The sequence below is a fragment of the Salinivibrio sp. KP-1 genome, from assembly GCF_000968645.1.
Classification (GTDB): Bacteria; Pseudomonadota; Gammaproteobacteria; order Enterobacterales; family Vibrionaceae; genus Salinivibrio; species Salinivibrio siamensis.
The window spans coordinates 40,189-53,307 of the sequence record NZ_LAQR01000038.1 but is presented as its reverse complement, the minus strand read 5'-3'; the positions used below and the strand labels follow the sequence as shown (position 1 = coordinate 53,307).

The 13,119-nt window shown below is 51.6% G+C and carries 14 protein-coding genes; all 14 read left to right on the top strand.

The genetic code is table 11. The features are described from left to right. The 14 genes from fliJ to WN56_RS10375 all read left to right on the top strand — a co-directional run bounded on the left by fliJ (position 1) and on the right by WN56_RS10375 (position 13,071). Complete coding sequence (gene fliJ, locus WN56_RS10440; RefSeq protein WP_046074944.1) at positions 1-456, top strand: flagellar export protein FliJ; 456 nt, start codon at positions 1-3, stop codon at positions 454-456. Between the two features lie 88 nt (positions 457-544). Continuing rightward, positions 545-2,173, top strand: a complete 1,629-nt coding sequence (locus WN56_RS10435) for a flagellar hook-length control protein FliK (RefSeq protein WP_046074943.1) — start codon at positions 545-547, stop codon at positions 2,171-2,173. A 22-nt stretch (positions 2,174-2,195) separates the two neighbouring features. Next, positions 2,196-2,687 carry a flagellar basal body-associated protein FliL gene (fliL, locus tag WN56_RS10430; protein ID WP_046074942.1) on the top strand — a complete coding sequence of 164 codons (492 nt, stop codon included), beginning with the start codon at positions 2,196-2,198 and terminating at the stop codon, positions 2,685-2,687. A gap of 8 nt (positions 2,688-2,695) precedes the next feature. Further along, positions 2,696-3,766, top strand: coding sequence for a flagellar motor switch protein FliM (gene fliM / locus WN56_RS10425; RefSeq protein WP_046074941.1), 1,071 nt, complete (start codon positions 2,696-2,698; stop codon positions 3,764-3,766). Between the two features lie 29 nt (positions 3,767-3,795). Next, positions 3,796-4,194: a flagellar motor switch protein FliN gene (gene fliN, locus WN56_RS10420; protein ID WP_046074940.1), complete on the top strand. Its 399-nt coding sequence runs from the start codon at positions 3,796-3,798 to the stop codon at positions 4,192-4,194. Positions 4,195-4,202: 8 nt separating this feature from the next. Then, on the top strand, positions 4,203-4,586 hold the full coding sequence (gene fliO / locus WN56_RS10415; protein ID WP_197075748.1) for a flagellar biosynthetic protein FliO: 384 nt from the start codon (positions 4,203-4,205) through the stop codon (positions 4,584-4,586). Next, positions 4,583-5,422: a flagellar type III secretion system pore protein FliP gene (fliP, locus tag WN56_RS10410; RefSeq protein WP_046074939.1), complete on the top strand. Its 840-nt coding sequence runs from the start codon at positions 4,583-4,585 to the stop codon at positions 5,420-5,422. Before fliO ends, fliP begins: the two co-directional genes overlap by 4 nt. A gap of 11 nt (positions 5,423-5,433) precedes the next feature. Continuing rightward, on the top strand, positions 5,434-5,703 hold the full coding sequence (fliQ, locus tag WN56_RS10405) for a flagellar biosynthesis protein FliQ (protein WP_046074938.1): 270 nt from the start codon (positions 5,434-5,436) through the stop codon (positions 5,701-5,703). An 11-nt stretch (positions 5,704-5,714) separates the two neighbouring features. After that, a complete protein-coding gene (fliR, locus tag WN56_RS10400) occupies positions 5,715-6,497 on the top strand; it encodes a flagellar biosynthetic protein FliR (protein WP_046074937.1) in 783 nt (260 codons plus the stop codon). A 6-nt stretch (positions 6,498-6,503) separates the two neighbouring features. Then, a complete protein-coding gene (gene flhB, locus WN56_RS10395; RefSeq protein WP_046074936.1) occupies positions 6,504-7,640 on the top strand; it encodes a flagellar biosynthesis protein FlhB in 1,137 nt (378 codons plus the stop codon). Between the two features lie 151 nt (positions 7,641-7,791). Further along, positions 7,792-9,897: a flagellar biosynthesis protein FlhA gene (flhA, locus tag WN56_RS10390; protein ID WP_046074935.1), complete on the top strand. Its 2,106-nt coding sequence runs from the start codon at positions 7,792-7,794 to the stop codon at positions 9,895-9,897. A gap of 25 nt (positions 9,898-9,922) precedes the next feature. Then, complete coding sequence (gene flhF, locus WN56_RS10385; RefSeq protein WP_046074934.1) at positions 9,923-11,473, top strand: flagellar biosynthesis protein FlhF; 1,551 nt, start codon at positions 9,923-9,925, stop codon at positions 11,471-11,473. Further along, positions 11,466-12,353 carry a MinD/ParA family protein gene (locus WN56_RS10380; RefSeq protein WP_046074933.1) on the top strand — a complete coding sequence of 296 codons (888 nt, stop codon included), beginning with the start codon at positions 11,466-11,468 and terminating at the stop codon, positions 12,351-12,353. The genes flhF and WN56_RS10380 overlap by 8 nt, the downstream gene beginning before the upstream one ends. Further along, a complete protein-coding gene (locus WN56_RS10375; RefSeq protein ID WP_046074932.1) occupies positions 12,346-13,071 on the top strand; it encodes an RNA polymerase sigma factor FliA in 726 nt (241 codons plus the stop codon). The genes WN56_RS10380 and WN56_RS10375 overlap by 8 nt, the downstream gene beginning before the upstream one ends. Positions 13,072-13,119: the final 48 nt, after the last annotated feature.

Sequence of the window (13,119 nt, the reverse complement as noted above, 5' to 3'; positions counted from 1 at the left end):
ATGGCCGATCACGCACTTCAGTTGCTGTTAGACAAAGCCCAAGAGGATGAAAAGCAGGCTCAGCTCAGTGTGAGCGCGGCTCAGCAATCACTTGATGATTACTATCGCCAGTTGGAGCAAATTGAACAGTACCGGCTTGAGTATTGCCGTCAGATGTCTGAGCGTGGTCAGTCAGGCTTATCGGCCAGCGCCTTTGGCCATTTAAATAAATTCATTGTTCAGCTTGATGAAACCTTGGCAAAACAAAGAGATGCAGAGCATCAATTTAAAGATCATTTAGAGCAGTGCCGTCAGACATGGCAACAAACCCGCCAGCACCGGCAATCACTAGAGTGGCTGATAGAAAAACGAGAACGTGAGGAAGCAGAGCGTGCTCGTTACCAAGAACAACGACAAATGGATGAAATGGCAGCGATTATCGCACGTCGACGCCCCTCGCCCTTCTCTTCACAATAAAATGGCGCGATAATTGCTTTCTCATTACCGACGCGCCAGCTGATGCCAAGCTGACGCATAGGTAACCATAGGTAATGATGAGACACTTATGACGCAGTCAATGCTGACACTTTCCAATGTTTCGAGTAAAACCCTGTCTGCGCCGAGTGAGGGCGCGTCCAGCGAGGTGAAAGGAGAGCAAAGTGCCGGCTTTTTGTCCGCTTTGCATCAATCCCTCGATGGAAGTGAAGGACAAGGGGAGTCTATCAAGCTAACCCCTGATGGCAAAACCTTACTCGTCGATGGTCAGGCCATTGATGCGGAAGCCATGCTGGCTGACGGTGTTTTCAGCGAGGCGGAGATGGAAAAAATTGCCGATATGACGGCAATGGAAGAAAGCCAATCTTTATTAATGCGTTTGAATCAAGCGGCGGACATGCTTACTGGCAAAACCTTGCCTGCCGGTGGGGATACCACGGCATTATCTGCCGATGCATTACCGATGAGCGACGCTGACAGTAACGCGCGAGTAGACCTACAGGGTCAAGAGGGTGAAGTAGACAAACAAGCACTGCTTGCCGAACTCTCTAAAGCGCTACCGGATGAGGTTTCCGCGGAGGAGGTATTGGCGCAGTTATCGCCCGAACAACTCGCCGCGTTAGTCGCCCAGGTTAAAGCCACGCAAGATCGTGGCGCCGCATTGGAACAAGGTGCTGGGCGCCAAGTGGCGCTTGATAGCAGTGGTGAGATGCCTAAAGGGGGGCAATCTCTCCCAGTGGATGGGTCGGCGATCAAATGGGCGGCCATGAAGGCGCAGCAGGAGAGTCAACATGGGGCTGCCGCCGCTAAGATGGCGCCCGGTGAGTCTGCCTTAGGCGATGCTGCGTCAGTCAATAAAGAGTCTGCGCTCAAAGATTTGTTAGCCAAAGAAGGGGCGACGACGAAAACGAACGAGCTGGCTGACAAGCTGCGACAGGCGACTGGCCTACAACAAAATATGGCAAACCCTGACGTAAAAGGTAGCGCAACAGGCAACCCGAATGCCGCTTCTATGTTAGCCGGGCAAAATGAACGGTCAGACAATGTCAGTAAAGCGGCATTGAAAGCGATGGCAGAACAGGCGGTTCAAACTGACGCCGCATTAGCTGCAGGCAGCGCTGCAAGCGCGGCGGAAGGGGCCTCACGAGGCGAGAGCTTGGCCCAGCAATTGGCAAGCAGTCTAGGCACACCAAGCGCAAACGCAGCGACAGCACGGCAAGATATTCAGGTCGCTCAAACTGCGCAGGCCCCGCTACCTTTGGGGCAAACACCTAGCGACGCGGGCGCGGCACTGACTGAGCGAATCAATGTCATGTTGTCTAAAAACCTCAAGCAAGTGGATATTCGTCTCGACCCACCCGAGCTTGGACGCATGCAAATTAAGTTGGGGATAAACAACGACCAAGCCTCTGTGCATATCACGGTGGCGAACCAGCAAGCGCGTGATGCTGTCGAGCAAGCGATGCCAAGATTGCGCGATATGTTGCAGCAACAAGGGCTACAGTTAGCCCAGGGGTCGGTTCAACAGCAAGACAGTGGTGCACAACAGATGGCCTCTGGCCAGCATGGCGATGGTGCTGGCACTGCAGGTGGGGCACCACGTGGCACGACAGGGCCGGATGATGGCGATGATGCCATGCTAGCCGGGCAAACGCTGAACGTCTCACACAGTGATCGCGCCGTCGATTACTACGCTTAAATAACAAGGAGCAAGACCAGCCATGGCAGATGATAACGCAACCCCAGAGCAAGGTGGGAGCAAGAAAAAGCTGCTCATTATCATTGTCGCCGCCGTTGTATTGCTCGCGGCGGTAGGCGGTGCGGCGTTCTTTTTTCTATCTGGTGATGACGGCAGCCAAGAAGACATTGTCCTCGAGGAACAAAACAATGCCCTGCCCGCGATTTATGTCACCTTGCCTAAACCGTTTGTTTTTAATGTCACCGGTGATGAGCAACAACGACTGGTGCAAGTCAATACCCAGTTGTTAGTGCGTGGCAGTGAAATGGAAGCCTTGGCCAAAGAAAACTTACCGCTGATTGAGCACGCGCTTCTTAATACGTTTGGTGCGGCCACGGTGGAGCAACTGCGTACACCGCAGGGGCAGCTCGAAATTCGCCGCCAATCGGCAGAGAATGTGCGCGCGGCCTTAATCAAAGTAACGGGCGAGCCGGTGGTAGAGCGTGTGCTCTTCACTGGCTTTGTGATGCAATAGGTGATGACGTGACTGACTTACTCAGCCAAGACGAGATTGATGCGCTGCTTCACGGTGTTGATGACGTTGAAGAGGAGGATAACGAGCCCGAAGCGGATAAAGAGGGTGCCGTCTCCTTTGATTTCTCGTCACAAGATCGCATTGTGCGTGGGCGGATGCCGACGCTCGAGCTTATTAATGAGCGCTTTGCCCGTCATATGCGCATTAGCTTGTTTAACATGCTGCGTAAAACCGCCGAAGTGTCGATCAACGGCGTGCAGATGATGAAGTTTGGCGAGTATCAAAACACCTTGTACGTGCCGACCAGTTTGAATATGGTGCGTTTTCGCCCATTAAAAGGTACCAGCTTGATCACCATGGAAGCCCGTCTGGTGTTCATATTGGTGGAAAACTTTTTTGGTGGCGATGGGCGCTTTCATGCTCGCATTGAAGGGCGGGAGTTTACCCCGACAGAGCGGCGTGTGATCCAGATGCTGCTGAAGTTGATGTTTGAGGATTACAAAGACGCGTGGGCGCCCGTGATGGAAGTGGCTTTTGAGTATTTAGACTCAGAGGTTAATCCGGCAATGGCCAACATTGTCAGCCCTTCAGAAGTGATTGTGGTGAGCTCATTCCATATCGAGCTTGATGGTGGTGGCGGTGACATTCATATGGTCATGCCCTACTCAATGCTGGAGCCGATTCGCGAGCTACTTGATGCAGGGGTACAAAGTGACAAGATGGATACCGATGTGCGCTGGAGTAAAGCGCTACGGGATGAAATCTTGGATGTGAATGTTGAATTGAGTGCCAAGCTTTTAGATGTCACTTTATCCTTGCGCGACCTGATGGAGCTGCAAAAAGGCGATGTGATTCCGGTTGATATGCCGGATGCGTGTACGGTGTTCGTGGAAGACTTGCCCACCTATCGCGCGAAGATGGGACAATCTAACGATAAGCTGGCACTGAAAATTGTGGAAAAACTTAAGCGTCCTGAAATGGCGAAATCGGATATTTCGTTGTTGCAGGATAAACCTGAGCTACTCGATGATCTCGAGGAAGATTTACCCATCGATGATAAACAAGGTAATGCTCAGTGATCAGAATCTGTAAACAAGGGTGAGACGTCATGGATCAAAATGATGTAGACGATGATTGGGCTGCAGCCCTGGCTGAGCAATCTGATGCCGAGGGCTCTGATGATGTACAAGCGGCACCACTTGAAGAGCTCACTGATGACAGCGAGCAAAAAATGGGGGCGGATGAACAGCGCAAACTGGACGCGATCCTCGATATTCCAGTGACCATTTCTATGGAAGTGGGGCATACGCAAATTAACATCCGTAACCTGCTTCAGCTCAACCAAGGCTCGGTGGTTGAGTTAGATAGGTTGGCCGGGGAGTCGCTCGATGTGCTGGTCAATGGCACGCTTATCGCACACGGTGAAGTGGTGGTCGTTAACGACAAGTTTGGTATCCGCCTCACGGATGTGATTAGCCAAACTGAACGGATTAAGAAACTACGATAGGGATGACGGTGAACCGACGCGTTTGGGGTGTACTCTTGGTGCCAATGCCCGTGTGGGCGGCGGCGCCCGAGGTCAGTATAGTGACAATGCTGTTGTCGCTGGGGTTGGTGCTTGGGCTTATCTTTGCTCTGGCCTGGTTGCTGCGACGATTAAAAGTGCCGGGGCTGGCACAGCAAAGTGACGGAATCACGATCGTCAGCCAATTGGCAGTGGGTCAAAAGGAGCGCATTCTGGTGGTCGATATCCACGGCGAGCAGCTGGTTATCGGCGTAACGGCAACCAGCGTGAACGTGTTAAAAACACTGGATAACCCCATTCCAACGGCGACGCCAGCGTCTGACAAGCCTTCTCGCTTTGCCAATCAGCTTAGCCAACTGTTGAATCGAAAATGACGATACGAATGTTATTGGCCGCTTGGGTCTGGGTGGCAGCTACCTTATTTACACCGTTTGCTGCTGCCGAACAAGAAGCCGCGCCAGCACAAGAAAGCATCACCACCGAATCGATTAGCGAAAGCGGTGAGGCGGCACGTTTAGAAGTGGGTCGCAATACGGGAGGCGGGATCCCAGCGGTCACGATGCGTGTCAACCCGGATGGTAGTGAAGACTACTCCGTCACGTTGCAAATTCTGGCAATAATGACCGCGCTGGGCTTTTTGCCAGCGGTTGTCATTTTAATGACGTCGTTCACTCGGATCGTGGTGGTGATGGCCATTTTGCGTCAAGCCATGGGGTTACAGCAAACGCCATCGAACCAAGTGATCATTGGCATCGCGATGTTTTTGACCTTATTTATTATGTCACCTGTGATTGACCGAATGAACACAGAGGCGATTCAGCCTTATATCAATGAACAAGTCACAGCAAGGGAAGCCTTTGATCGGGTACAGGTGCCGCTGCGTGAGTTTATGCTCCGGCAAACGCGGGTTAAAGATTTGGAAACCTTCGTCAATATGTCTGGGTCGCAAGTCGATGAGCCTGAACAAGTCCCGATGACGGTGCTGATCCCCGCGTTTGTAACGTCTGAGCTCAAAACCGCGTTCCAAATTGGCTTTATGCTGTTCTTGCCGTTTTTGGTGATTGATTTGGTCGTGGCGTCGGTATTGATGGCAATGGGTATGATGATGCTATCGCCCATGATAGTGTCGTTACCCTTTAAGTTGATGCTATTTGTTCTGGTTGACGGGTGGAACTTGATCCTCTCCACCTTAGCCGCCAGTTTCGGCTAAAGGAGGCAGCGATGGCCCCAGAAGCGTTTGTCGAGCTTTTCCAAGATGCGCTCTATTTGGTGTTACTCCTCGTCTCAGCGATTGTGGTGCCTGGTTTGTTGGTTGGCCTGATTGTCGCCATCTTTCAAGCGGCAACCTCGATTAACGAGCAAACGCTGAGCTTTTTACCGCGTTTGATTGCGACCTTTATTGCGCTGATGTTTTTTGGCCACTGGATGACGCGAATGCTGATGGAGTATTTCTATCGCTTGATTGATCACATCCCCAACATTCTCTACTGACGAGGCAAGCCATGGAATATCCAGCCTCGGTGATTTTATCTTGGATGGCTAACTACTTTTGGCCCTTTACCCGTATTTCGTCAATGATGATGGCGATGACCTTCTTTGGCGCGCGGTTTGTGCCAGTGAGGATCCGCCTCTACCTCTCTTTAGCGATTACCTTTGCTGTGATGCCCGCGTTACCGGCCGCCCCCGAGAATATCGAGCTGGTCTCTTTTGCGGGGTTTACCGTGCTTGCCCAGCAAGTGATCATTGGTGTGGCGATGGGGATGGTCACCCAATTTATCACCCAAACCTTTGTGGTGTTAGGGCAAATTTTGGGGATGCAGTCGAGCTTGGGTTTCGCATCCATGGTCGACCCGGCTAATGGTCAGAATACCCCTTTGCTAGGGCAGTTTTACTTGTTTTTGGCCGTGATGTTGTTTCTCGCCACGGATGGGCATCTAAAAATGCTTAACCTGGTAGTGATGAGTTTTGACACCTTACCGATTGGCGAAATGATTGGTGCCGCCGACTACCGTAGTTTGGCACAGTGGTTTGGCATCATGTTTAAAGTTGCCCTCAGTATTTCCCTAGCAGGCGTTATCGCCTTGTTGGTGGTTAACTTGTCTTTTGGTGTGATGACGCGGGCTGCGCCGCAGCTAAACATTTTCTCTCTTGGCTTCGCTTTTGCATTGTTAATGGGGTTGCTGATCAGCTGGTATTTGCTGTTCGGTATGTTGACGCATTACAACAATCATTGGGAAACAGGGTTGAACCAAGTTTGTTCGCTGATTCGAATTAACTGTGGATAGAAGCTGATGGCAGAGAGCGACGGTCAGGAAAGAACAGAATACGCCACGCCCCGAAGGCAGGAGCAGGCGCGGGAAAAGGGCCAAGTACCGCGCTCAAGAGAACTGGCTTCCGTGGCAGTGTTAGTGGTCGGGGCGATCAGTTTGATGTGGTTCGGGCAAGCGCTGGGTGAAGCCCTAATGGCATTGATGACGCGCCTATTCTCCTTGTCACGTGCAGAGATCTTTGATAGCTCAGAGCTGATGCTGGTGGTGGTCGGTGAGCTACTGCATTTGATTCTGCCACTTGGGCTGATCTTGATTGTGCTATTTATCTCCGGCCTCGTGGGGGCAGCCGGGCTCGGTGGTGTGAGTTTCTCTTGGGAAGCCGCACGGCCTAAGCTGTCGAAAATGAGTCCGCTTTCTGGGTTCAAGCGTATGTTTGGTACCCAAGGCTTGGTCGAGCTATTGAAGTCTGTCCTCAAAGTGCTGTTGGTCGCGGGCGTGGCAGCCTATCTGGTTTATGTGAACCTTGAAGACTTCTTTGAGCTGACCATTGATACCTTTCCCAGTAATCTCTATCACGCGCTCGACATTTTACTGAACTTCGTATTGCTCGTGTGTTGCTCACTGTTGGTTGTGGTGGTCATTGATGTGCCGTTTCAAATTTGGCAACACAATGAGCAGCTTAAAATGACCAAGCAAGAGGTAAAAGACGAGCACAAAGAAACTGAGGGTAGCCCAGAAGTGAAAGGGCGTATCCGAATGTTACAGCGTGAGATGGCGCAACGCCGGATGATGGCGGACGTTCCTCAAGCCGATGTGGTCGTGACTAACCCCGAACACTACTCCGTGGCGCTGCGCTACAACAGTGATATCGATAGTGCGCCCGTCGTGATAGCCAAAGGCTCGGACTTTACTGCATTGAAAATACGAGAAATTGCGGCTGAATATGACATTGCCATTGTCCCCGCTCCCCCTCTGGCGAGGGCATTGTATTTTAGCACGGAGCTTGAGCAACAGATCCCTGACGGTTTGTTTACCGCCGTCGCGCAGGTCTTGGCGTATGTCTTCCAGCTTAAGCAATACAAAAAAGGACGGGATCGACGACCCACTCGTCCTGATGACGCTTATTTACCTATCCCTTCCGACTTGCAACATGACTAAGCGTTGCCGAACGCGGCAATGTCAGCGCAGTGCCAAAATGCTGACACTTTATTGTCTTTTTTTGGCGTAAAACTTGCTTCCTCTGCATTCCCGTTTTGATTATACGCGGCACCAGGCCCGCGTTCACCAATCATGGATTTGAACGCTTAACATGTTAAAAGCCAACTGGCGATTGCCATTTTCTGACAAAGTGCCTTACCACAGGTTAGGAGCGATGCCGGCTATCGGCGCGCCAGCACTGGTATTAGCGACCTTAGCGATGGTGGTTCTGCCTGTCCCACCGATGCTACTCGACTTGATGTTCTCATTTAACATTGCATTGTCGCTCGTGGTCTTGCTGGTCACCATTTATACACGGCGCCCACTTGAGTTTGCGGCTTTCCCAGCGGTGCTTTTGATTGCAACGTTAATGCGGCTGGCGCTTAACGTTGCTTCCACGCGTGTGGTTTTGCTTTATGGGCACGAGGGCCCGGATGCAGCAGGCCAAGTGATTGGTGCCTTTGGCTCGGTGGTCATTGGCGGTAACTATGCCGTGGGCTTGGTGGTCTTTCTTATCCTGATGATCATTAACTTCATGGTCGTCACCAAAGGTGCGGGCCGGATTTCAGAAGTGACCGCGCGTTTTACCTTGGATGCATTGCCGGGTAAACAAATGGCGATCGATGCCGACTTGAACGCAGGGCTTATCGACCAAGAACAAGCACGGTCACGACGCCAAGAAGTCACGCAAGAAGCGGACTTTTATGGCTCAATGGACGGTGCGTCTAAATTCGTTAAAGGCGATGCCATCGCCGGTATTTTGATCCTTTTCATCAACATTGTGGGTGGCTTGTCTATCGGGATGGGCCAACATGGCTTGGGTTTTTCCGAGGCGTTGGAGGTATATACCTTACTGACCATTGGTGATGGTCTGGTTGCACAAATACCGTCGTTGCTGCTGTCGATAGGCGCCGCCATCATGGTGACGCGACAAAACACCGAAGAAGACATGGGACAACAGGTGGTATTCCAGCTGTTTGATAACCCGCGTGCGTTGATGATTGCCACCGGTATTTTGACGGTGATGGGGCTAGTACCGGGGATGCCTCATGTGCCTTTCTTGCTGCTGGCAGTGATTTGTGGTGGCCTGGCGTACTGGAAATACAAGCAATATCAAAAAGCACAGCAAGCGCCGGAGCAAACCGATCTTCCCGAAGCCGCGCCCGCTAAACCGAAAGAGTTATCGTGGGACGATGTGCAGCCGGTGGATGTTATCGGACTGGAGGTTGGATATCGTCTGATTGCCATGGTCGATCGTGATCAGGGCGGAGAGCTGCTCGACCGAGTCAAAGGCGTACGTAAAAAGCTGTCGCAAGATTTTGGCTTTTTGATCCCACCGGTACATATTCGCGACAACCTTGAACTGCCACCCCATAACTATCGCATCACCTTAATGGGGGTCGCTGTCGGAGAAGCCGAAGTCCACCCTCAACATGAACTCGCGATCAACCCAGGTCAAGTTTTTGGCCCTATCGACGGCGAGCCAACCCAAGATCCGGCTTTCGGCCTTGAGGCGGTTTGGATTGAGCCAAGCCAACGAGAGCATGCCCAAGCGCTCGGTTACACCGTGGTTGACTCTGCCACTGTGTTGGCCACCCACCTTAGCCAGATGTTGACCAACAACGCCGAGCGTTTATTGGGTCATGAGGAAGCGCAAAATCTGGTCGATATGTTAGGTAAGCAAGTACCGCGCTTGGTTGAAGGACTGATCCCGGATCAAATTCCGCTCAGTGTGCTAGTCAAAGTGCTGCAAAACTTACTGAGTGAAGCGATCCCTATTCGTGATATTCGCACTATCGTGCAAACCATGGCTGAGTATACCGGTAAGAGTCAAGATCCTGACATTTTAACCGCAGCAGTCAGGATTGCATTGCGTCGTCTGATCGTTCAAGAAATCAATGGCAGCGCCCCTGAACTGCCAGTCATTACCCTTGTTCCTGAACTGGAACAGATGTTGCATAAAACTATGCAGGCATCCGGTGGCGAGTCGACAGGGATTGAGCCGGGTCTGGCTGAGCGGTTGCAGTCTTCGTTGGCAGAAGCGACGCAACAACAAGAGTTGCAAGGAGAGCCGGCCGTATTGCTAACGTCTGGCGTGCTACGAGCGACATTGGCGAAATTTGTTAAAAACACAATACCGACGCTACGCGTCTTGTCTTATCAAGAAGTGCCTGATGAAAAACAAATTCGTATCGTCAATGCGGTTGGCAACAATTAACATCGTTTATGAGTAGGGCAGTGCTTTGAAAATAAAACGTTTTTTTGCAAAGGATATGAGAGCAGCGTTAAGCCAAGTTAAAGAAGAACTTGGCGCTGATGCGGTGATCATGTCTAACAAAAAAGTGACAGGCGGCGTAGAAATTGTCGCGGCGGTTGATGCGGATACAGAGCCAATGCCTGATAAGCCCGCACCAAAAGCGCAGCAACAATCTGCTCAGGCTTATTCTCAGGCTCACCGCCAACTTGCGGATGATCAAGTGCAACTGCGTCAACGGCAACAGGCAGGTGGTCGTCAAAACGGTCATACTAAGCGCCCACCTCGTTTTTCTGCCATGTTGGATGAGTACCGTGACCAATCTCAGCCCGCGGAATCAGAAACAGAAGCTGATTCGTTGAGCGCGTTGCTACAACGCCAACAAAAGCAGCCAGCACGGAGCCCATCGCCATCAGGGGCTGACGAGCGGCCCGCCGCGCTAGGACGCGGTTATGAGCCTCGTCGGCAACTTAAAAGTAGCAGTCGTTCTGGCTGGCAAACGGCTGCCAATAAGTCGAGCGGTCCGCATGCATCTCCGTCAACGTCCAAGCCTAAGCTAGATCCATCCCGGTTTGAGGCACGTCAATCTCAGGCTTCTCATCAAGAAATTGATGCAATGCGTCAGGAAATGGCATCAATTCGAAGCTTATTAGAACACCAATTGTCGGGGCTTATGTGGCAAGAGGTAGAGCGGCGAGAGCCGTTACGCGCCATGCTCATCAAACGCTTAGAGCGTATGGGACTGTCTTCTGAGCTAGCGGATCAACTGGCCTGTTATATCCCGGAAGAGACACCACCGAATGAGGCGTGGCAAGCGCTCCTTGACCTGGTTGCGGATCAGGTGATCACGGTTGACGAGAATATGCTAGAAACCGGCGGCGTGATTGCACTTCTTGGTCCGACAGGGGTCGGGAAAACCACCACGATTGCTAAGCTGGCGGCGCGAGCCGCGATGGAATTTGGCCCGGAAGATATTGCCTTGGTGACCACAGATACATTCCGTATCGGTGCCCATGAACAGTTAGCCACGTACGGCCGTATTCTTGGTTGCCCCGTTAAAGTGGCTAAAGATGCCGATGAGCTTGCCGACATCCTTTATCAGCTGCGTCATAGACGCTTGATATTGCTAGATACCGCCGGGATGGGGCAGCGTGATCTTCGCTTGTCGGAACAGCTCGATACCCTGATGCAAAATAGTGGCTCGCATATTCGTAGCCTACTGGTATTACCGGCGACATCACAACGCCGCGTATTGCAAGAAACCATTGAACATTTTCGCCGCATCCCGTTATCGGGATGTGTTCTGACCAAACTCGATGAATCGCTCAGCCTCGGTGAACTGTTGTGTGTCACCATCGAAAATGCCCTGCCTGTGGCCTACTTAGCCGACGGGCAACGTGTGCCGGAAGATATCCGCCAAGCCACGGGACAGTTCCTGGTTGGCAAAGCCAGTGAAATGTTGGAGTCAGGTGCGGATCAGCACAATCACTTCTGGAACAGTGATGTCCCAGAGTCGAATGGGGCGGACTTTTATGATTGAGACAAGCATGCAAGATCAAGCAAGCGGCCTGCGCCGTTTAACCAATCCGTCACGCACCAAGGTTATTACCGTAACCGGGGGAAAAGGTGGCGTAGGAAAAACCAATGTCACGCTGGGAATGGCCGCGTCTATGGCTCGCCAAGGGAAAAAAGTCATGGTATTGGATGCCGACCTTGGCCTCGCCAATGTGGATGTGTTACTTGGCCTAAGAGCGGGCAAGAATCTGTCTCATGTGCTTCAAGGTGTCTGTGATCTGAAAGATATTATTCTCGAAGGTCCGCACGGTATGAAAATCGTACCAGCATCGTCTGGTCTTCAAGGTATGACGGAGCTCACACCGGCGCAACATGCTGGTTTAATTCGCGCTTTTGGTACACTCGAAGAAGAGGTTGATGTACTCTTGGTGGATACTGCCGCGGGGATTTCAGACATGGTACTGAGTTTCTCGCGCGCCGCACAAGATGTCGTCATTGTGGTCTGTGATGAACCTACATCAATTACTGATGCGTATGCATTGATTAAAGTACTCAGCCGTGAACATGGTGTGACACGCTTTAAAGTTGTTGCAAATATGGTCAGAAGCTACCGTGAAGGACGAGACTTGTTCACAAAATTAACGCGAGTCACTGAAAGGTTTCTCAATGCTAATCTAGAATTAGTAGCATGTGTTCCCGTTGACGAAAGGGTGAGGCAAGCAGTGAGAAAACAAAAAGTTGTCATTGACGCATTTCCTCGCTCGCCCGCATCATTGGCAATGAATGCGCTGGCGAACAAAGCGCTGACTTGGCCGGTGCCGCGAAATCCGGGAGGCCATCTGGAGTTTTTTGTTGAGCGGTTGCTTATCAAAAATGATGACGCAGGAGAGTTAGTTCGTGAATAGAGCGCTCACGTATAGCCGCACAGGGGCAGATCGCCAAGCGGTACTTGAGCGTTATTCGAGTTTGGTCAAGCGCATCGCGCATCACTTGATGGGGCGCTTGCCACCGAGTGTTCAAGTAGAAGATTTGATCCAAGCTGGTATGGTCGGCCTCCTTGAGGCACAGCAAAATTATGACCCCGCCAAAGGGGCGAGTTTTGAAACTTATGCCGGTATTAGAATTCGCGGTGCTATGCTGGATGATATGCGCCGCGGTGACTGGGTGCCACGGTCTGTCCACAAGGCGAGTCGTTCAATCAGTGATGCTATCGCATCGCTAGAAAAAGCGTTAGGTCGGGATCCAACCGACGTGGAGGTTGCAGAAAAGCTTGATATGAGCTTAGAGCAGTACCATCAGGCGCTTAACGATGTAAACTGTGGGCGTTTGATCGGGATGGATGATCTGGGCGTCTCTGAAGATGCATTCACAACAGAGAGTCGCCGTAATGACAACACTCCCTTTCAGGGTGTTGCGGAAGACAGTTTCAAAGCCGCATTAGCGGCGGCGATCAAAAGTCTTCCTGAAAGAGAGGCGCTGGTGCTATCTCTTTATTATGATGAGGAATTAAACCTCAAAGAGATAGGAGCAGTGATAGGGGTCAGTGAATCCCGGGTCTGTCAGATTCAAAGTCAGGCTACGCAACGTTTGAGAGCTAAGCTATCCGCTTGGCATAGTGAGTAAGTAACTGTTTCGACAATAAAACGAGACCTCACCGGAGGCAACCTTGGA

Bases quoted from the DNA above. Each gene is read 5' to 3' on its own strand.
- fliP (WP_046074939.1), top strand. From the start codon at position 4,583: ATGACGATACGAATGTTATTGGCCGCTTGGGTCTGGGTGGCAGCTACC.
- WN56_RS10380 (WP_046074933.1), top strand. From the start codon at position 11,466: ATGATTGAGACAAGCATGCAAGATCAAGCAAGCGGCCTGCGCCGTTTA.
- fliL (WP_046074942.1), top strand. From the start codon at position 2,196: ATGGCAGATGATAACGCAACCCCAGAGCAAGGTGGGAGCAAGAAAAAG.
- fliQ (WP_046074938.1), top strand. From the start codon at position 5,434: ATGGCCCCAGAAGCGTTTGTCGAGCTTTTCCAAGATGCGCTCTATTTG.
- fliN (WP_046074940.1), top strand. From the start codon at position 3,796: ATGGATCAAAATGATGTAGACGATGATTGGGCTGCAGCCCTGGCTGAG.
- flhB (WP_046074936.1), top strand. From the start codon at position 6,504: ATGGCAGAGAGCGACGGTCAGGAAAGAACAGAATACGCCACGCCCCGA.
- WN56_RS10435 (WP_046074943.1), top strand. From the start codon at position 545: ATGACGCAGTCAATGCTGACACTTTCCAATGTTTCGAGTAAAACCCTG.
- fliR (WP_046074937.1), top strand. From the start codon at position 5,715: ATGGAATATCCAGCCTCGGTGATTTTATCTTGGATGGCTAACTACTTT.
- fliJ (WP_046074944.1), top strand. From the start codon at position 1: ATGGCCGATCACGCACTTCAGTTGCTGTTAGACAAAGCCCAAGAGGAT.
- flhA (WP_046074935.1), top strand. From the start codon at position 7,792: ATGTTAAAAGCCAACTGGCGATTGCCATTTTCTGACAAAGTGCCTTAC.